At 66.0% G+C, this 19,610-nt stretch carries 12 protein-coding genes and 1 pseudogene; 8 read left to right on the top strand and 5 right to left on the bottom strand.

What is annotated here, in order from left to right; all coding sequences use genetic code 11:
- From tagF to LRH25_RS14405, 5 genes are all read right to left on the bottom strand, one after another.
- A complete protein-coding gene (gene tagF, locus LRH25_RS14425) occupies positions 1 to 990 on the bottom strand; it encodes a type VI secretion system-associated protein TagF (protein WP_231011445.1) in 990 nt (329 codons plus the stop codon).
- Entirely contained in the window at positions 987 to 4,841 is a 3,855-nt protein-coding gene (gene tssM, locus LRH25_RS14420) for a type VI secretion system membrane subunit TssM (RefSeq protein WP_141290002.1), read from the bottom strand. The genes tagF and tssM overlap by 4 nt, the downstream gene beginning before the upstream one ends.
- A gap of 54 nt (positions 4,842 to 4,895) precedes the next feature.
- Complete coding sequence (locus LRH25_RS14415; protein WP_231011440.1) at positions 4,896 to 6,332, bottom strand: hypothetical protein; 1,437 nt, start codon at positions 6,330 to 6,332, stop codon at positions 4,896 to 4,898.
- Between the two features lie 54 nt (positions 6,333 to 6,386).
- Positions 6,387 to 6,653, bottom strand: coding sequence for a PAAR domain-containing protein (locus LRH25_RS14410; protein ID WP_141291996.1), 267 nt, complete (start codon positions 6,651 to 6,653; stop codon positions 6,387 to 6,389).
- A gap of 88 nt (positions 6,654 to 6,741) precedes the next feature.
- Positions 6,742 to 7,710 carry a M15 family metallopeptidase gene (locus tag LRH25_RS14405; RefSeq protein ID WP_310742427.1) on the bottom strand — a complete coding sequence of 323 codons (969 nt, stop codon included), beginning with the start codon at positions 7,708 to 7,710 and terminating at the stop codon, positions 6,742 to 6,744.
- 164 nt (positions 7,711 to 7,874) lie between these two features.
- Here LRH25_RS14405 and LRH25_RS14400 point away from each other — a divergent pair, with 164 nt between their 5' ends.
- The 8 genes and pseudogenes from LRH25_RS14400 (at position 7,875) to LRH25_RS14360 (ending at position 19,237) form a co-directional block, all read left to right on the top strand.
- Positions 7,875 to 8,849, top strand: coding sequence for a hypothetical protein (locus LRH25_RS14400; RefSeq protein ID WP_231011438.1), 975 nt, complete (start codon positions 7,875 to 7,877; stop codon positions 8,847 to 8,849).
- A gap of 26 nt (positions 8,850 to 8,875) precedes the next feature.
- On the top strand, positions 8,876 to 11,755 hold the full coding sequence (locus LRH25_RS14395; RefSeq protein ID WP_231011436.1) for a type VI secretion system Vgr family protein: 2,880 nt from the start codon (positions 8,876 to 8,878) through the stop codon (positions 11,753 to 11,755).
- A gap of 13 nt (positions 11,756 to 11,768) precedes the next feature.
- The gene (locus tag LRH25_RS14390; RefSeq protein ID WP_141288149.1) at positions 11,769 to 14,018 is read left to right on the top strand and encodes a M23 family metallopeptidase; all 2,250 of its coding nucleotides are present in this window, start codon (positions 11,769 to 11,771) and stop codon (positions 14,016 to 14,018) included.
- Positions 14,015 to 14,596 (top strand): hypothetical protein, encoded by a 582-nt coding sequence (locus tag LRH25_RS14385; RefSeq protein WP_141288150.1) that lies wholly within the window; start codon positions 14,015 to 14,017, stop codon positions 14,594 to 14,596. The genes LRH25_RS14390 and LRH25_RS14385 overlap by 4 nt, the downstream gene beginning before the upstream one ends.
- 192 nt (positions 14,597 to 14,788) lie before the next feature.
- A pseudogene (locus tag LRH25_RS33310) lies at positions 14,789 to 15,319 on the top strand (type VI secretion system Vgr family protein); the annotation flags it as partial.
- 427 nt (positions 15,320 to 15,746) lie between these two features.
- Entirely contained in the window at positions 15,747 to 17,579 is a 1,833-nt protein-coding gene (locus LRH25_RS14370; RefSeq protein WP_231011432.1) for a hydroxyethylthiazole kinase, read from the top strand.
- Entirely contained in the window at positions 17,576 to 18,142 is a 567-nt protein-coding gene (locus tag LRH25_RS14365; protein ID WP_141288152.1) for an XAC2610-related protein, read from the top strand. Before LRH25_RS14370 ends, LRH25_RS14365 begins: the two co-directional genes overlap by 4 nt.
- Before the next feature lie 39 nt (positions 18,143 to 18,181).
- Positions 18,182 to 19,237 carry a hypothetical protein gene (locus LRH25_RS14360; protein WP_141288153.1) on the top strand — a complete coding sequence of 352 codons (1,056 nt, stop codon included), beginning with the start codon at positions 18,182 to 18,184 and terminating at the stop codon, positions 19,235 to 19,237.
- Positions 19,238 to 19,610 lie beyond the last annotated feature (373 nt).

Below are 19,610 nucleotides of genomic sequence, written 5' to 3'. Positions count from 1 at the left end.
CTACTCTCCGAGGAAACATTCTTTGAAGGTACTGAAAGCCTGGCTCAGCGAAAGCTGGGGCTGCAGCAGGTAGCTGGACAGCTTCTTCATCGCGTAGTCCTGCTCCAGGTGTTCGTCGACCCAGGTCGGGCCCAGCAGTTCCACGAAGGTCTCGCCAGCCTGGTCGGCATCCAGCATCGCGTGCAGCGTGTTCGGCGAAGCGCCGGCAAAGCCGATCGCCAGCACAGGGTGACCGTCGGCATTGCGCGCCAGGTGCAGCGACAGCTCGAAATCCCCGCGGGAAATGAACGGCGTGACCAGCGCCAGCCAGAAGGCCGCCACCTGCGCGCTGTACAGCGCGTCTGCCGGCAACGGCAAGCTCAGGCCCTTGTCCAGGCTGGACACACCGCTGGCCGGCACCGGCTGCAGCAGCAGGCCCAGCGCCACCAGGATGCGCCGCAGGTCCACGGCCTCGTGGCCACCGCCGCGCAGCAGGCCTTCGACCGAGGCCAGCGTCTGGCTGTCGAGGAAGTCCTTCAGCGTTGCCGCGAGCGGCGCCCGCTCCACCTCGACCTCCCACTTCGGCCAACCCAGCTCGCCCAGCACCTGCGAAGGATCGTCTGCGGTGCCAGCCTGGCGGCAACCCGCTTCCAGCTGGCCCCACAGCGGCGCCAGCGCCAGCGGTGCAAGCGGCAGGAAGCCAGCCGGCGCGTCCAGCTCCAGCGAGCCGGTCAGCACAAACGGGAAGCGCCGGCCCGAGGCGTCGCTGCTGGGCCGCATGAAGCCGGCCAGGGCGACGCGGCTGCGCACGCCCAGCAGCGCAAACGGACAGGCCGCGGCGCCGTCGTAGATCTGCTTCCAGCGCGAGTCGGCCGACAACAGGGCCAGGCCTTGCGCCAGCCACTGGTCCAGCATCTGCGTCAGCATGCCTTGCTGGGTACTGCGCACGAAGTCGCCGCGCGACGGCAGCTTGCCGAACCAGGCCAGCGTGACCTCGGCCGTGCGGCTCATTGCGCGCCCCCGGCCGATGCAGCCGAAGCCACGTCAGTGGCCGCTGAGCCGGCCACCAGCTCGGGCAAGACCAGGCCGCGCAGGCTCTTGGCTCCGCCGCCATTGCCAGCGGCCGTTGGCGCCGCAGCGCCGGGCATGGTGATCGCACGGTACTGCACCGCGATCGATTGCTTGCCCTCGCCCCAGCGCAGCTCGCGCACGCCATCCGGCAGCTTGCTGACCTGCGCAGCCTCGATCAGGCGCTCGAAGCCGAAGGCGCCCGGCGCACTGAAGACCTCGACCGTGCGGTTGTCCGGCGTCAAGCCGGTGATGCGCACACCCGGCGCACCGTTCGCATTGGGCCAGACGAAGTTGGTCCACTGGGCCGCGCCGTTGCGGTAGCGCAGTGCCTGGCCGTCGATCTCGACGGTGTATTCCAGGAAGCCCGGTGCGCCCAACGGCAACAGCTGGAAGGCCGATTGCGCAGACCCTGCCGCAGCGGCACCGCCGGCATTGCCCGCAGCGCCGTCCAGCGTGGCCACCCAGGTCGGGAAGCCGTTGACGAACTCGGTGCGCAGGTGCAGGCCCTGGTTGGCCCACAACCGTGGCGAGATGGCGTCCCCGCGCCGCGTGACCAAGGGGCCCAGCGCCTCGCTGGCGAACTTGGCCACGCCACCCGACGGGCCGAACACCCGCGCGACCTCGGTAGCGCTGGCCTCGATGCGCGAGGACGAATCGAACGGGTACTTGCCCGCCAGCGATTGCTGGAAGGGCTGCAGCACCTGCGCGGTCCAGAGCCGGTTCAGCTCGGTTTCGGCCGGCGGCACCAGCACGCCAAAGGCCTGCATCAGCGGCCGCACCAGCATCGGCTTCAGCGTGGCCTTGGCCGAGTCGCTGGCGCCGGTCAGCATCTGCTCCTCGACGAAGCGCAGCGCCTCAGCCAGCTCCGAGCCGCTGCCTTCCAGCGTGGCGGCCATCAGCTGACGCGCGGCCGGGCCCGGGTCGCCCTGGTTCTTCATCTGGTTGAAGCGCGTGCGCAGCTTGCTCAGCGACTGCAGGTAGCCATCGAGCAGGCTGGCGCCGCCGTCGCGCGCGCTGGCAATGCGGGCCAGTGCCGCGAACTCCTGGCCCACCGGGCCCATCGCCACGCCTCTGTCGGCCCCCGACACGTTGACGCCCACCTCCACCCGCGCTGGCGCCATGCGCAGCACCGAACGCTTGATCCACTCGACCACGCCTTGCTGGGTCTTGGCGAGCTGCTCGTTGAGCACCGCCGGGTTGTCCCAGGAGGTCTGCTCGAACAGCGTGTTCATCAGCTTGCGCAGCGGCGACTCGGCGCTGTCGCCCAGCCGGTTCATCTGCGCCACGGCATTGTCGAAACCGGTGAACTCGGCCACCGACACACCTTGCATGAAGCGCTGCCACTCCGTGACGTACTCGGTCTTGTACAGGTCGGTCAGCGATTTGCGGATCTGCTCCGGGCTGCCTTGCAGCGACAGGTCGTCATGGGTCGAGGTCTTCAGCACCCAGTCGGCGCTTTGCAGCTCGTTGTTGGCGGCGTCCTTGAAGGCGTCGTTGACGTAGCCCTGCCAGGCTTCACGGGTGAAGGTGCCAGAGACCACATAGCTGCCGACCACGCTCTCCTTGCCGGCTTCGCCGACGATGCGCGCCACCGTCATCGACGGGTAGCGTGTCGACGCGCGGGCCTTGATGTCGGCATAGACACGCTCGAGTGCCGGCGTGCCCTGCACGACCTTGCGCAGGTTGTCGCGGGTCTGGTCGACCAGGCCGAAGTTGTTGTTCAGCGTCGGGAAGGCCGGATCGGCGATGTTGGACATCGAGAAGGTGATCATGCGCTCGGCGCTGCGCATCAGCTGCTCGCGCGGCAGGTTGCCGCGGTTGTCTTCCAGCCAGCCGCGCCAGAAGCGCGTGATCTGGTCCGTCATGTGACCCACTTCCATGCGCTGGCGCTCGGCCAGCATCAGGTAGGTCTTCAAGGCCTTGTAGGCGTCTTCCACATCGGTGGCCGAGGCCTGCACATAACGCGATGGCACGGCACCGGGCGCTGCCGGCACCACCGGCGCCGAGACCGCCGGAATGGCCTCTGCCGTCGCCGCGCTGGCCGCGACTGCGGCGGCGCTCACGCTGGTACTGGACGTGGCCGGCCGGCCCAAGGGCTTGAGCTGCCCGGCATGCTGGTTGACCTCGCGCAGGTAGCCCTCCAGCGCTTGCGCCACAGGCTCCAGCATCAGCTTGCGCACGCCGTTGAAATACTCGGAGCGCAGCTTGCGCTCCAGCTGCTCGCCCTGGTAGAGGCCCAGGCCGACCGACATCGGATGGTGGTCGCGCCAGGCGGCCAGCTCTTCGGCCCGGGTCTGGATCAGCTCCAGCGCCTGGATGCGCGAGGCCAGGTCGATCTGGCCCACCTGCAGCTTCACGGCCTTGTCCAGGTCGGCCTGCACGCTGGCCACCAGCTGCCGGTTGCCCAGGTAGGACCAGCTCCAGCCGGCCAGCACGGCGGCCAGCAGCACCACGCCGGCCGCGAAGCTGACCACGCGCAGCCGGGTCTTGCCGCGGCTGGCGTACTGGCGCACCAGGTTGCGGTCGGCGAACAGCACCTTGGCGAACAAGTCCTTCAGGAAGAAGCCGTTTTCGCTGGTGACCAGCGCGCCGCCGCGCTGGGCCGGCGGCAGCAGCGCAAACTGCTCGGCCACGCCATTGCGCGCACGCTGGCCCACGGCGCCCTGCTGCACCGCGCTGGTAAAATAGAAGCCGCGGAAGACCGGCCGGTACTGGTAGGGGTTCTCTTCGAACAGCGTGGCAATGAAGCTGCGCAGGACAGGCTGCGTGGCCGAGAACTCCAGCGGAAAGGCCAACACGGCAGGCGGCAAGGCCTTGCCACGGTTCAGCGACATGCGGGCCAGCGCCATTTCCTTCAAGCCGTCCTGCAACTCGTCGAAGTGGCCGTCGAACAGCTCCACTGCGTCCTTCGGGGTCTCGGGCTGGTAGGCCAGCGTGGCGCCCCAGGCGCGCTCGCGTTCCTTCGGGTCCTGGTCCTCGAAGAACTCCACAAAACCGGTGATCAGGTCGGCCTTGGTGAACAGCACATAGACCGGCGCAAAAACCTCCAGCGACTCGGTCAGCTCCTGCACGCGCTGGCGCAGGTTCTTGGCCAGGCGGATCACCGCATCGGGCTTGGCCTCGGTCAGCTCGGCCAGGCTGGCGGCGATCAGGATGCCGTTGATCGGCGCCTTCGGCCGGTTGCGCTTGAGCATGGCCAGGAAGCTCAGCCACTCCGGCCGGTCTTCCTCGTGCACCGCGTAGCGGCCGGCGGTGTCCAGCAGGATGCCTTCGCTGGTGAAAAACCAGTCGCAGTTCCGCGTGCCGCCAATGCCCTGGATGATGTTCTCGGCACCGCCAGAGAAAGGAAAATGCAGCCCCGACTGCACGATGGCCGTGCTCTTGCCCGCCGCCGGGTTGCCGATCACCATGTACCAGGGCAGCTCATACAGCGCGGCCTGGCCGGTGCGCTCGCCGAGCTTGGAGGTCTTGATCGTCTTGATGGCTTCGTGCAGCCGGTCGCGGATCACCGCCGTCTCGGCACCGGCCTTGGCGCCCGCCTTGTGCCGCGCCGGTTCCACCAGCGTGCCCTCCAGGTCCTGCTCCAGCCGCTTGGCCGCCAGGCGCACGCGCCAGCGCTTCACGCCCCAGACGATCAGCGCAACAAGCAGGATGGCGCCCAGCACGGCCAGTGCCACCATGAAGCCGAGCTGCAGCGCATCGGCGCCCAGGAACAGGAAGGCCGCCAGCGCGGCCAGCCCGAGCACGCCCAGCACACGCGGGTCCAGAAGCAGTTGCAGAAAACGAGTCATGGAAAGCGCGATCGAAAAATCGTCAGTGGTACGGCAGGAAGAGGGGCAGCGGTCTCAGAGGCTGGCCGCAAGTGGCGGGCTCAGCAGCGTGGCGAGCCGCCAATGGCTGTCGGTCAACGAAAGCGCCAGCACCGGGGCCTGGCTTTCCTGCACCTGGGCGGCCGCAGCGCCAAGCATCACCAGCGCGCCAGCGGCGCCGAGGTGGCCAGTCAGCGTGCCCAGCAGCCGCATGTCGCTGCCCGGGTCCAGGTGGGGCAGCTGGGCCAGCGACACGGCAAACAGCTCGGTCGCGCGGGCGGTGTGCTGGTCGCTGTCGCTGACCAGCGTGGCAACCGGCGGCGGGGTGCCGGCCGGGGCCAGCGCAGCCTCGGCGGCGCGCTGCGCCTGGTCGGCCTGGGTCCGGCCCGGCAAATCCACGCTCTGGTCCCGGCGCAGCGCCTGCGGGCGGCCGAGTTGCGGCGGGGGCGCAAGGTCTTGCAGCAGGCTCGGCTCGGCGGTGGCAGCCAGCAGCAGCACGGCCGCGCCCTCGCCCGGCATCAGGCCCTTGGGCTGGCGCGCCGAATGGAACAGGCGCCGCTCGCGCTGCAGGCGCTGCAGCGCGCTGTCGTCGAGGTCGCTGTGGCAGGCCAGCACCAGCACCAGATCGTCGCGGTGCTGTCGGGCCAGGGCGTCGAGCAGTTTGTCGGCCGCCAGCATCAGCTCGGGTCCGCTGGCGCGGCTGGCCTGCAGCACCCAGCAGACCGGCGCCAGCACCGGCTCGCCGCACTGGCTCAGGCGCTGAGACAGCCAGTCCTGGGCGGCGGCAGCCTCGGCTTCGGACCAGTCCGCTGGCCAGGCCGCGAGCACGCGCACGCGCCCCGGCTCACGGGCACGCTGTTCCGCATCTTCCAGCGCAAAGCGCGCGGGCCAGGCCTGCAACTGGGCACAGGCAGCGTCCAGCAGCGGCGCCAGGCAGGCCAGCGCCCGGACCAGGCGCAAGGGCAGCTGGATGGACTGACTGGTGCCGGCCGGCAGTTGCTCCAGTTCGTCGCGCATGCCGGCCTCGTCGAGCTCGGCCACGCGGGCGCTCAGCACCGGCAGGCCTTCGTCGTCGCGCAAGTGGCGGTCGGGGCTGGGGCGTGGCGCGCCGGCCTGTGTCGCGGCCAGCAAGGCGGCGGCGTCGTCGCCCGCCGGCGTCTGTTGCCAATGGCCCAGCAAGCACCAGGCCGTGGGCCCGGCGGGCGCCGCCGCAGGCACCGCCTGCGCGGCACCGCTGGCGGCAGGCGCGGTGGCCGCCACGCTGGCGGCGGCCTGCCGCGCCGAAGCGCTGCGCAGCGCCCAACGCAAGGCCAGCAGCAGGCCGAACACCACCAATGGCAGCAGCCCGAGGTAGAGCAGCATGTCGCCAACACCCACGTCGCGGTGCTGGGCCTGCCATCGCCATAACACGGCAATCCAAACCACGCAGCACGTCGCTACCAGCAGGGCCAGGCCCTTGAGAAAAGACTTCATGTCGCCTTGAGTGCCGCGGGCCTTGGCCCGCCGCCAGCCGGGGTCAACCCGCGATCAATCGGTGGTCACCGCCTGCGAGGCGATCAGCGTGGCGCCGCAGGCGGTGGTGTCACCGTCACGGGCTGCGGGCTTGCCATCGATCATGCAGGTCGGGTCCCCGGTGGCGATCACGGTGGTGCCACCATGGCCTCGATGCGGGCAGGAAACCTGGTCGCCGACGCGGGCGATGGCTTTGCCAGACGTGGTGGTCGTGGGCGCACCGGCAATCACGACACCGCCGTGATTGGTCTTGTCGCCCACAACAATGAATGGCTTGGACATGCGTCCTCCTGAAGGCGGCGGTGGTTCCGCGCGCTCATGTTGGTCTGTCGTTGCACTGCCTTGATGGCAGAACAATCTCGGTGGCAGTCTAGGGCGAAAGCGCTTCTCCTGTCGCCGGCTGGGCCCCGCCTCGCAGCACGCCAGGGCGGCGCAGCTCCACGTGACCGAGGTCCTTGAGGCTGCGCCAACCGCCCCCCCAGGTCATGCCCAGGGACGCGGCCACCTCGCCGTACAACTCATAGCCCCGGGCAACCCAGGGCTCGCGTTCGGAAATGGCGATCTTGCCATCGCGCAGGAAAGCGCAGTCGGCTGCCAGTCCGTATTGATGGTAGCTGGCGCCGGCGCCGGCCAATGTGACTGAACTGCCCATGGTTGCAAGCATCGCCTGCCGCTCCGGGCTGCGGTATCCCTCGATCAACACCATGCGGTAGCCATGGCGTTCGGCCATCAGCTTGAACACCAGCAGCAACCTCTGTCGAAAGGCGTCATCCAGCAGTTCCCATTGGCGGCTGGCGCCCTGCACCATCGGCACGGCCTGCTCGACTTCCGGCGTCAAAAACAGCGCTGGCGGCAGCGGCGGCGGCGGTACAAGTTGTTCCCCTTGTAACAACATTGCGACATGCTCATCGACCGCGTGGGCCGCCGTGTGGTCAAAGCTGTCGGCCGGAAACCACATGCGCAACCAAAAGGCGGCCAGCGGCAGGCTCACCAGCAGAGCCAGCGCGCCCCCCAGCAACCAGGCCCGGCGCCGCAAATGATCGATCAGCGCGCGCGCGCCACCAACCGCCGCAGTGCCTGCGACCCCGCCCTGGCGCCGCGCGCCCGACACGGCACCGCCCAGTGCCGCCACCCCGCGCTGCCGGCCATGCACCGCAGCGCCCCGAACCCACGCCCGCGCGGCGGGGAAAACCAGCAGCGCCAGCAGGCCGATGGCCAACACGAAAAACACCACCAAAGTCAGGAGCATGAAGGGAACCGAAACGCCGCGGCGGCGTCTGAGTGAATCAACGAACAGATGAGCAAATGCGCGAACAAACGCAAGCGCTCTTCGTTTCATTTTGCTTGCATTTGCGTACAAACTGGGGGGACGCCAGCGCAAGCTGAATTCATAGAATCGCCGCTGACGACCCTTGCCTCCGGGGGTCCTGCAGGGAGAAGGTTTCCTCCATGGAACCAAAACAACAACACGGGGCAAGCTCAAAGCCGCAGCGCCCCAGCCTGATGGGCACGTCCGACAGCACCCCCAGCCTCGGTGCCGGCAAGAGTGCCCCTTCGGTCCGCCTGCTTGATGCGATTGAGCGCGAGACCACGGCTCGCTCGCCCAAGGGCCGCCGCAAGTCCTCGACGGGCTGGTTGCTCGGCTGCACCGGCCTGCTGGCCGCTGCCGCCGGCTGGCTCTGGCTTGGCGGCGCAACCCCCTCCGCCACAGGCGGGCAGGAATTCGCGTTGGCTGCCGTCTCGGCTGCTGCATCCGCGCCAGCCGCCGCATCGGCACCGGCTTCGATGGCCACCGCTTCGGCGCCAGTCGAAACGCTTGCCGCAGCAACGCCAGCCTCCGCTGCGCCACTCGTGGCCGAGGAAGCTGCATCAGGGGCCGCACGCATCGAACGCCTGGCTTCCGCCAACGACACCACTGCACCCGCTGCTGTGCATGGCGCCCCAGTCGGCGCTGCCACGGCACTGGCCAGTGGCTCACTGGCTGAGCGATCCCCTCCTGCCGATGTGCCGGAAGTCCGCGCCAAGGCAAAGCCTGAAGCCAAGGCCGAGCCGCGCAAGGATGCAAAGAAGGCCAAGCCGGCCACGGGCAATGATCGCGCAGTGGCCGCTGCGGCACCCGCCGCCAACGGCAAGACCCGGGCCGCCGCGGAGCGCGATGTGGCAGCGCTCAAGGCCAAGCCGGCTGCAAAACCCGCCACGCGCCGCGCGCACGAGACCGACCCCGACGCCGACGTGGTGGCCGCCATCATGGCCAGCCTGGACAAGCGCGGAGCCTCACCGCTGGCCGCCTTCCCGGCCGCGCCAGCCAGCCCCGGCGGCACGCACTCGGCCAGCAGCATTGCCGAGCTGGTGAGCCGATGCAATTCGCTGGCCGACGAAGAAATGCTGGCCTGCCGCCGCCGCATCTGCGATGGCTATTGGGGCAAGGCGCAAGCCTGCCCCACCTCTCTTTCGCCGCAGGCCTCTGCTCGTCCCTGAGCTGCCGCCCCTGACGGTTCCGGCCCATGAGCTTCCCCTCTTCGCTTGCACCTTTCGATGACGGCACCCGCCTCTACCGCCTTCAAGCCGAAGGCGAGCTGGCCCAGCTTCAGGTCGAAGCCTGGGCGCTGCAGGAAGCGCTGAGCCAGCCCTGGCAACTGCAGCTGAGCTGCGTGGCCGAGTCCGCGCAACTGGACCTGGACGCCATGCTGGGCCAACCGCTCACGCTGCTGACCCGGCTGTCGGACGGCAGCGAACAGCCGCGCAGCGGCCACGTCCTGCAAGCCATGGCCGACGACAGCGATGGCGGCCTGGCGCGTTACCAGTTCATCGTGCAGCCCTGGCTGGGCTTCCTGTCACAGACCTTGCGCAGCCAGGTGTGGCAGGACGTGGCCTTCCCCGACATGATCGACAGCGTGCTGACCCGCTACAGCGCGCTGGGCAGCTGGCGCTGGTCATCCTGCGTGACCGAGCACCTCGCCGCTTCGGCCGGAGGTGGCCTGCGCCCGTACGTCGTGCAGTACCGCGAAAGCGACCTGGCCTTCGTACAACGCCAGCTTGCCGCGGAAGGCATCGCCTACCGTTTCGAAGAAAGCACGGATGGCCAGCCCGGCCCTTGCGTGGTCTTCTTCGCCGACAGCACCTCGGCCGACAGTTGCCCCGAAGACATTTCGTCGGCGAGCGCACTGGGCGGCGCGGGCCTGCGCTTTCACCGCGACGGCGTGCAGGAAGCGCAAGACACGGTGCAGGCCTTCGGCGGCCAGCGCCGCCAAGCCCTGGCCGTGGCTTCGGCCACCAGCTACGACGTGGCCAGCGGCCGCCTGATCGCCGCCGAAGTGCCGACTGCCGGCATCGTCGGTGGCGAGAACGCCGCCTGGCTGGAAGCCTACGACAGCCTGGGCGAAGGCCTGTTCGCCGACGGCGGCCAGGCCCAGCGCGCCTTGACGCTGGCCCAGCAAGCCATCGAAGCGCGGCACAAGCGCTGGCTGGGCCAATCCGTGGTGCGCAGCTTCCAGGCTGGCACCCGCTTCGCGCTGGCCGAATCCTCGCTCGACGCACTGGACCCGTTCAAGCCCGAGGAAGACAAGCGCTTCCTGCTGACCAGCGTGACCCACGTCGGCATCAACAACCTGCCCAAGGACCTGAGCGACGCGATCGCCAAGGCCTTCAAGACGCCCGCCGGCAAGGATCCGGCCTTGCTGCCGGACTGGATCGAGCCGGCGCTGCGCCAGCGCGCGGCAGCCCGTGGCTATGCCAATCGCTTCGAGGCCTTGCGCGCCCACGTGCCCTGGCGCCCGCAGCTGCTGGACGACACCGGCGCGCGGCTGCATGCCCGGCCGCGCGTGGACGGCCCGCTGTTGGCCCGCGTGGTCGGCCCGGACGGCAGCACCTCGCCCGCCGGCGAGCAGGAAGTCCACACCGACCGCCTGGGCCGGGTGCGCATCCGCTACGAGTTCCAGGGCCAGGCCGATGCAGCCGAGCTGACCACGCTGGCAAGCCCCTGGGTGCGGGTGCTGCAGCCACTGGCAGGCGAAGGCTTTGGCGTGCACTGGACGCCACGCATTGGCCACGAGGTGCTGGTGGCGCACGTGGACGACAACATCGACCGGCCCATCGTGCTGTGCAGCCTGTACGACGGCCGGGGCGAAGGCGGTGTGGCGCCCACGCCGGGCGGCGAAGCGGCCGAGTCGGACCTGTCTGCCTTTGCGCAAAGCAGCGACAGCAGCCCCAGCGCGCAAGGCAATCTCGCCAATTCGGACGGCACGGGCCACAGCCCGGCCTGGCACGGCGGCGCACCGGGCGAGCTGGACCAGGACGGCCAGCGCAACGCGGCCGGACTGTCAGGCTACAAGAGCAAGGAGTTCGGCGGCCAGGGCTTCAACCAGCTGGTGTTCGATGACCACGACCAACAACTGCGCGTGCAGCTGGCCAGCACCCAGCACGCCAGCCAGCTCACGCTGGGTCACCTGATCCACCAGGCCGACAACCACCGCGGCAGCTTCCGCGGCACCGGGCTGGAACTGCGCACCGACGCCTATGGCGCGCTGCGCGCCAGCCAGGGCGTGCTGATCAGCAGCTTCGGGACGCAGCCGGCAGAACCCGCCGGCGACAACGCCGCCGGCATCGCGCTGGCCAGGCAGTTGCAGACCTTGGGCCAGGCCCTGAGCCAGGCTGCGCAGACGCACCAGGCGGTGCAACTCTCAGGCCACATCGGCAGCACGCAGGCCGGCCAGAGCAGCATCGACACCAAGGCCCCGCCACTGCCCGCCTGGCTCACGCAGGTCAGCGGCATGGCCGACGAACAGGCGCTGGGCCGGGCCCAGGGCGATGCGGCAGCCAAGACGACCACGGGCCAGGCCAAGTTGCCGCACGGCACCGATCCGGTGGTGGCCATCAGCGCCCGCGCGGGGCTGGCGACGATCGCCGGGCAGGACATCACGCTGGCCGCCGGCGAGAACCTGCACCTGGCCGCCGGCCAGGACAGCGAGCATGCCATGGCCGGCGCGCTGCGCATCCACACCGGCCAAGCCATCGGCATCCTCGGCGGCGCCATAGAGGCCGGCAGTCAGGCGGCCGGCACCGGCATCACGCTGATCGCCGGCCAGGACCCGCTGGACATCCAGGCACAGGCCGGCACGCTGCAACTCGCCGCCAAGGCCCAGCTCGCCATCCAGAGCCAGAGCCAGCACATCGACTGGGCTGCGGCCAAGAAGATCACGCTGGCCACCGCCGGTGGCGCCAGCATCGTGCTGGAGGGCGGGAACATCACCGTCGAGTGCCCGGGGACGGTCACGGTCAAGGCGGGAACCAAGGCGTTTGAGGGTGGTGAGGGCACGAGCTACGCGATGCCTTTGTTACCGCGAGGCGAATTCCAGCTCAACGGTTCATTCCCCTTTTCCGTCTAAGGAGCGCTTCCGGATGCTTGTCAGCTACCCGATCCTGATGGCGCGTCAGGCCAATGAAAGTGACGAAGCCTACCTGGAACGGCTGATCACAACCCACGTGAATGCCAACGAAGGCCGGTATCCGGTCAGCAGTGTCAACACACCCGCAGGGCCTGTGCATCGGTGGCATGGCGGCATTCACCTAACTGGCAATGGTGAGCCCATCCGAGCGATCGCTGATGGCGTCGTTGTCGCATTTCGCTTTGCAGCTGCGGTCGAAACCTATCCTGGCCAAGGCGACTACGACACCAGCTTCGTGCTGATTCGACACACCACGAAGAGCGGCGAGAACACCGACATGGTGTTTCATTCCTTATACATGCACCTTGCCAACCGGAGCAGCTTGCAGGCCGATCGCCTGATGCAATTGCCTGCCTGGTTGCGCCAAGCCACGTCCGGCCCTGACGTTGTGCACCCAGCACACCAGCTCGTATGGCGCAAGGACGTGCTCGGCTTTGCGGGAACGCTCTATGGCCGCGAGGCTTGTCATTTTGAAGTGTTTGCCACCGAGGCCAGCTTCAATGCTTTCTGGCGCGACAGCGCTAGCGTCACACAGGGCTCAGGCAGCGCCGACTTTTTCGGCCGGGCACACTTTGTCATACCGGCGCAGCAGCAGTTTGCTGCCAGCCACCCCAATGCAGACGCACAGGGCCGGCTGTTGATTCAGGACTCGCCGGGCACGCAAAACGATGTGTACCTTGCAGTGCCCGCGGGCCAAGCCGGCCAGAACCCCGAGCAGCTTTTTGTCAGTGTCAGTCTGCTGGAAGGGCGACGCACTGCAGTGACATACCGCACCGGCGCAAACGGCACTTACGAGCAGGTCGGCGCCCCCGTGACACAGGACGACTACGAATATGAACTCTTTCGTCTCTCGAGCACGCTTTATGCCGACTGCCCCAGTGCCGGCTGGGATTGGCTGCGCTTTGGCCGCGTGCTGGGGCCAGAAGCCACGCAAACACGGCAGAACTGGCAACTGGTGCGCTACAGCCCCGATGCCGTGGGCTACATCGACCTTGCACCGAACGCCATTGCCAAACTGAGCGATGCGGATTTTCCTCACTGGCTGGGTTGGGAGCGCCGGGACGAAGGCCAGGCTACCAGCGCAACTGACGGCATTTGCGACGATGCCCCGACGATCGCGCTCAGTACCGCCACCGACGACACGTCCCGATTAAAGCTTCGCCACCTGATTTGCAAGGCGCCCACGGAATGGGATGCAGGCGACCTTGCCACCCGCTACGCCCGCCTGCGCGACCCCGGCCAGCCGCTGGAGACCGACACCAGTTGGCAGGCATTTGAGCAGCATGTGCAACACCTGGCGTTTTGGAATGCAGCGCTGGGAGACCGCAGCGTTTGGCACTTCCATCCACTCCAGTTCATCGATCACTACCGGCGATGTGGTTGGCGCTCGCAGCGTGAGCTGTTGCAACTCGTGCCGCAGAACATCATCCGAAAGCCCGGTTCTCACAATTCCCCGTCGCAAGGCCATTGGGAGTCACCGCCGATCGGACCTGCCAATACGCTGCTGAGCACCCATGCAACTGAGCTAAACAAGGCATTGCGAAAGTTCTGCATCGACACCCCCATTCGTCAGGCTTGCTTCTTCGGCAACGCGGTACAGGAGACACAGTGGTTTCGCTTCCTGCGCGAGTCCAACGGTACCCAAGCCACCCTTCATTCTGGCTGGTATGGACGCGGCTACCTGCAACTGACCAACCCTAACGGCGCCATCAACGGTGGTAACAACAACTACTACAAGTACTTCCGGTTCCTGGGCCATAGCCCCGTGACGCCGCCCGGCGCCCAAGAGATCACCTGGCGAGACAGCATTGGCACGGATGCGTATCACGCCGCCCACAGCGCTGGCGCGTACTGGGTATGGCCGAACAAGTCGGTCCCAACGGCGCAAACCCCCAATCGGCCGCAGGTGGACAGTGCAAACAAGTACGCCGATGTCACAGCCGCCAATCAGCGTCGCACCATTGCAACCACGGCAGCAGGAAACAAAAGTTGGTACTACAACCAATCGTTCACCAACTGCGCGGCGGCAGTGAACTATCCCGCCACGGTGACCCAGAATCCACCCGACATGAACGGGCTGGTGGACCGTTCGACAGCATTCGCCAACGCCTTGATGGTGCTGGACGACATGGCCACGTTTCCTGACGCCCAGGGCACCCCTCAACGCATCCCTGCGGATTTCGTTCGAAGAACCGTCACATGAGCACAACCTCTCCTCGCCTGCTGTGGGCCCTTGCCTTCCTCGGCACGGCTACTGCGGCCACCGCCACGCCAGACCTGGACGCCTTGATCGCCACGACGCATAGCAAATGTGGCTATGAGGTCAGTGCCATCAGGCAACACATTCAAAACGGTCGCAGCGAGTCTGTCGGCACGGCCGGTCTCAAGATCGACTACGCGGTCGGTTGGCAGCAGGGCGGCAAGCGCATCGAAGGTGCTCTGACCTTCAACTGCGGCGGCGCCAGTGCTTTACCACCCGATCCGACCGCGCCGGTGGCGAGCCCCAAGGAACTCATTGCGGAGGAAGATGCCGGGGGCCGCTACAGCCGCCACGTCGCTTGGCAAAAACCTGTGAAGGCCGCTCACTGGTCACCGCAAGTCGCCTATGTCGACTACTCGTTCGGCGACGGGCAGCGCACTCGAAGCAATGACTTTCTGATATGTGACGGTCAGGTGGCCATACCCTGTATTTCGCTGTCGATCACCAAACCGGAAAAGTTGTCGGCCGATGAGATGGCTTCGGTGCTGTCGAAGATCGCAAGCATCGACGCGCTACGCTGAATCATTTTGTGCTGCTACCAGCTTTGCTCGGTGGGACGGCGTCCGTTGATGCGGCGGTGATGCCCACGCCTGTCACAGCCCGCCTGGCACGGCGGCGCACCGGGCGAGCTGGACCAGGACGGCCAGCGCAACGCGGCCGGACTGTCAGGCTACAAGAGCAAGGAGTTCGGCGGCCAGGGCTTCAACCAGCTGGTGTTCGATGACCACGACCAACAACTGCGCGTGCAGCTGGCCAGCACCCAGCACGCCAGCCAGCTCACGCTGGGTCACCTGATCCACCAGGCCGACAACCACCGCGGCAGCTTCCGCGGCACCGGGCTGGAACTGCGCACCGACGCCTATGGCGCGCTGCGCGCCAGCCAGGGCGTGCTGATCAGCAGCTTCGGGACGCAGCCGGCAGAACCCGCCGGCGACAACGCCGCCGGCATCGCGCTGGCCAGGCAGTTGCAGACCTTGGGCCAGGCCCTGAGCCAGGCTGCGCAGACGCACCAGGCGGTGCAACTCTCAGGCCACATCGGCAGCACGCAGGCCGGCCAGAGCAGCATCGACACCAAGGCCCCGCCACTGCCCGCCTGGCTCACGCAGACCACAGGTCAGGCCAAGTTGCCGCACGGCACCGATCCGGTGGTGGCAATCAGCGCCCGCGCGGGGCTGGCAACGGTCGCCGGGCAGGACATCACGCTGGCCGCTGGCGAGAACCTGCATCTGGCCGCAGGCCAGGACAGCGAACATGCCGTGGCCGGCGCGCTGCGCATCCATACCGGCCAGGCCATCGGCATCCTCGGCGGCCCCCCATTCCTGCCCATCAGAACTGCCAATCAGACCGAACAGCAATGGCTCGATGCCGCCATGACCGGCGTGAGCCCCGGGCATGTGCCCAAACGCGGCAACAACAGCATCGTCGGCGGCTATCCAATCAGCCTCGAACTGGGTTGGCACGGCGGCGTGCATCTCACCGCACCAAACGGCCCGAATGGCCAAGCCTTGCCCGTGCGTGCAGTTGCAGATGGCATGGTGATCCACGTTCGCCAGCCCACCGCCTTATCCACCGATTCGCAGCATGCCTTGAATTACGGCGCAGCCTCAGGAGCCCAATGCTGGACCAGCGACGGCATAGTGCTGGTGCGCCATGACACGGACATTGGCGCGAATGCGCAAAGGCCAGGCCGTGGCCGTCACCTTCTATTCGCTCTACATGCATCTGCATGCGGTGCGCAGCACGGTGACGGCAGGGCGCACCATCAACCGGAAGGCCGAACTGGGCGACGCCGGCTACATCTATGGCCAGCCGAGTCGCATCCACTTCGAGATCTTTTGCGACAACGAAAGCCTGCAGCGCTTCGTCGGTCGGGCTTCAGGCGACCTTCCTCTCGATCAGCACGGCCGTGCTGACGTGCTGTTCGGCGAGCTCTACTTCAGGCTGGCAGGCACGACGATCTACGCGGCTCAACCCGCCGCCAATGTGGTGACACCCACCGTGGCCGCAACCTACGCGGCCACGCAAGACCTGATCATCGGCCTGCGCTATGCCCAGGGCGGTGGCGCCCAAGGGCAGCAGGGCGATGCCACGGTCACCGCTTATCACGCTGATGGCTCGATCGAAGGTACACCGCTGCGTGAAACCGAGGCCGAGTACGCCCTATACACCAGCGCCAATAGCATCTCGACCGCGTATCCGGCGGCTGGACGTCCGGCCCCCAGCGCGGTGTACGAGGTGCTTCGCCTGGGCAGGGTCGTCAACACCGAGGAGGAAGCGCTCACCCCCGCCGACCTCCCCCATTGGCGCAAGGTCCGCTATCCCGGTGGCGAAGGCTGGGTCAACCTCAATGCCTCCACCGTGCGGAAGTTCAGCGACGCAGACTTCCCACCTTGGAAACGTTGGTCCTTGATCGACGACAGCGCTGACCAGGACAGCCGCTGCGACTCCGCCACGGTACTCGGCTGGTTGGACACCAATCTGGACCACCATGTTGATGCACAGGAGTCCGCTGCAGCGCAGGCCGACGCCAGCGTTGCGGAGCGTCTGTCGTACGCGATCTGCCGTTTTCCAACGGAGTGGGATGGCAGCACATTGGACGCACGCTGGGGCTGGCTGAAGACTGCCACACCTGAGAACCCCGATCCGCTGACGGAGACCGACTTTGCGGCGTTCAAGCGGCATGCGGAGGCCTTGTGCTTCTGGGCACAGGTGCCAGTTCAGACGCCAGCGTTGCCCGCCAATCCGTGGCGCTTCCATCCGCGAGCATTCATCGAATTGTTCCGGCGATGCGGCTGGCTAAGTCACGACGAATTGGCCTCGACGTTTCCAAAATACCAGTTCTACAACAGCAGTGGCAACCCCCGGACGGCGATCACTACCGCCAACGCAACCTATACGCTGACGCGGGCCACGGCCCGAACGCGCATCGCCCACCATGCCTACGCGCTGAATCGCTGCATCCAGAAATACATAGGTCCGGATCCGAAGCGGATCGCGATCTTCTTGTCTCAAGTTCTGCTCGAAACAGCCCAGTGGCGCAACCCCGGCGGCAACAACAGGCTGATGCACGAATGGGGCTATGGCGCCTACTCGGCTGCCAATCCTGCCACCCAGTACTACACCGCATTTTATGGTCGCGGCATGATGCAGTTGACGTGGGCAGGCAACTACAAAGCGTATGGTGAATACCGTCACTTGGCCGACCACACAGGGGCCTACATTGAGCGCCGCCCCCTGCCCAGCCCTCGTATCACTGCCACGTCCCAGCACTACAACGCGAACCCGAACGATGGCGGCGTGCAATCTCAATGGGCGCCGCGCTACGATCCCGACATCATTGGTGAGCAGCCCTACGAAGCATGTGACTCGGGCGGCTTCTACTGGATATCCAAGTCGTTTTCCGAGGGACTGAAGACGGACAGTACCGACGACTCTGCGGACCTCACCATCAATCCGCCTGCCCCGAAGGCGGCCGTCCGCGCCAACATGGCCCGTACCGAATGAGCCTCCAGCGCCTCCTCAAGCCCGCGCGCCAGCGACTCGCCCATCTCGCCATCGTGGCGACTCTGTGCGCGGGGAACACACTCAGCATGGCTTCCGCCGCGGCGCCAGACGCCGAGGACACGAAAGCCCACTTCGTACCTTGCAGCGGGGCCGACATCACCGCGACCGTGTCCAGGCAGGCCTTGTCTTATTCGATCACCCTTCCGGGACAGGCCTCAGTCGACCGCAGCGTGCCGCTGGACGTTGAACGCCAGCCTCACCTGATCGTGGAAGATTACAACTTCGACGGCCGTCCAGATCTGTCGGTCTGGTACCTGGACGAAGGCATGAGCACCTCAACCATTCATCGCGTCTTCCTGTTCGATCCTGACAGCCACGATCTGAAGGAAGTTGCGGCGCAGTGTGGGGAGGAATTCCTCAACCTGAAGCTCGACAAGCTGAATCGCCTGCTGATCAGCACCGTCTACAAGCAAGGCAAGCCCAGTATCTGCAAAACTTCGCTGGCGGGCAAACAAGCGCAACCTACCAAGGGGATGGCCGCCTGCAAAACGTCCCCGAATTGATCTCCCAGACACCTCCTGACCTTTTTGAGAAGAGTGTGGATGAGAATTCCGTCATCGTTGATGGGCTTGGAACGGCCCTTTTTTGTCAAAGCTTTCCATGCCCTCGGGGATCAGGTGGGCACACTGACCCAGAGCACAGCCTTTGAACACAGACACTCCACCGGAAATGCAGCAAAAGAAAGTGGAAGCCAGTGCGGCGAAATCGGCCGGCAAAAAGAAGACGGGTGCCCACTGATGTCAATATTTCGGCTTTGCTGGATCGGTTGCATCGTCGGCCATGTCAGTGCAGGATGGCCTCTCGCTTGCTTTGCCCAAGAAGTTCTCCCAAACGCCTACAGCCCAAACAATTCAGAAAATTCTGATGATCTGCAAAGGTCTTGGGCCGATTCAGGCAAACCATTCAACGAAGCCAAGCGAAAACTGATTGCCAGCGGGAAGATATCAATTGACCATGCGGCACCAGCCCAACCGCTGGAGATATCTCCTCTACCTTCTGATTGGAAGCTGGCCGCGGATGTTGTGAAGAACGGATGCGGCATCAGCCTCATCGTACCGGCCACGGCGGGCTACGATGGGCCGGACTGCTCGAAGAATACCGGCGGCGATCTTGTTTCTGGCCTTGCGGCGAGCGTGCAAGCTGATAAGAGGGTTTTTTATGGACATGCCATTAGAAGGCTGTATACGCAGGGACTGAAGTATGATGATCACTTTCAGAAAGTCAATTTCTTCGTTTTTGACCACCAGGGCTTTGAAGAACGCCTGCTGAAGAGCGGGCAAGTGGGAGCAAATGCCGAAGGGCTCTTCGTTAATTCCCATATAACACCCCTCTCCGCTGGGGACTCGAAGGTCATCAAGACCTTCCCAGTTAAAGTATCAAAAATAGGAAGCACTCAGCACTTGGTGGCTCGCTCCGCCTGGTCGCATAGCCATCACGGCAAAATTTCATATGCCACATGCATCTACTCCTTGCATGGAAATATTAATCGCGCGGCGGAAGCCATGACATGCTTCATGGATGTGTCGCCGACTTCCTATACAAGCCGCTATGTCGACGAGTACATGAAGGTCCTGGAATCTCTCCAGGTTAGTCCTTAGCTGTGCTACGGGCAGCCATTCACTGACACACCGTCGAACGCTTTGGTCGCGCCTTTGAATTTCACCGAAAATCTCACGCGGCGGTGTTTCACTCGGCATTCGGTCTCTTTGACAAGGAGAGCCCTCAGGACCTCTTTCGTCGGCCTTGCGAAGCTCGCAAGTCGTTGTCCCGAAACGACTTTCGGGTGATATCCGATGGTCAGATCTCCCGAGAATCAATCCAATGGAGATCGGTTTCTGGGAGTTCTGGAGTCGGCCCTGCAAAATCCATTTCCAGCGCAGCGACAGCAGTCATGTGATTCCTTGAGCCGCAGCGGTCACTTTGCGGACGGGGCATCGAAGCCAGAACGCGGGTGACGCAGCAGGTTGGCCA

It is taken from the genome of Ideonella azotifigens, assembly GCF_021043325.1.
In the GTDB taxonomy this organism is placed as follows: domain Bacteria; phylum Pseudomonadota; class Gammaproteobacteria; order Burkholderiales; family Burkholderiaceae_C; genus Ideonella; species Ideonella azotifigens.
This window is presented reverse-complemented; position numbering and strand designations above follow the sequence as displayed.

Bases quoted from the DNA above. Each gene is read 5' to 3' on its own strand.
- tagF (WP_231011445.1), bottom strand. From the start codon at position 990: ATGAGCCGCACGGCCGAGGTCACGCTGGCCTGGTTCGGCAAGCTGCCG.
- tssM (WP_141290002.1), bottom strand. From the start codon at position 4,841: ATGACTCGTTTTCTGCAACTGCTTCTGGACCCGCGTGTGCTGGGCGTG.
- LRH25_RS14415 (WP_231011440.1), bottom strand. From the start codon at position 6,332: ATGAAGTCTTTTCTCAAGGGCCTGGCCCTGCTGGTAGCGACGTGCTGC.
- LRH25_RS14410 (WP_141291996.1), bottom strand. From the start codon at position 6,653: ATGTCCAAGCCATTCATTGTTGTGGGCGACAAGACCAATCACGGCGGT.
- LRH25_RS14405 (WP_310742427.1), bottom strand. From the start codon at position 7,710: ATGAAACGAAGAGCGCTTGCGTTTGTTCGCGCATTTGCTCATCTGTTC.
- LRH25_RS14400 (WP_231011438.1), top strand. From the start codon at position 7,875: ATGGGCACGTCCGACAGCACCCCCAGCCTCGGTGCCGGCAAGAGTGCC.
- LRH25_RS14395 (WP_231011436.1), top strand. From the start codon at position 8,876: ATGAGCTTCCCCTCTTCGCTTGCACCTTTCGATGACGGCACCCGCCTC.
- LRH25_RS14390 (WP_141288149.1), top strand. From the start codon at position 11,769: ATGCTTGTCAGCTACCCGATCCTGATGGCGCGTCAGGCCAATGAAAGT.
- LRH25_RS14385 (WP_141288150.1), top strand. From the start codon at position 14,015: ATGAGCACAACCTCTCCTCGCCTGCTGTGGGCCCTTGCCTTCCTCGGC.
- LRH25_RS14370 (WP_231011432.1), top strand. From the start codon at position 15,747: ATGCGCAAAGGCCAGGCCGTGGCCGTCACCTTCTATTCGCTCTACATG.
- LRH25_RS14365 (WP_141288152.1), top strand. From the start codon at position 17,576: ATGAGCCTCCAGCGCCTCCTCAAGCCCGCGCGCCAGCGACTCGCCCAT.
- LRH25_RS14360 (WP_141288153.1), top strand. From the start codon at position 18,182: ATGAGAATTCCGTCATCGTTGATGGGCTTGGAACGGCCCTTTTTTGTC.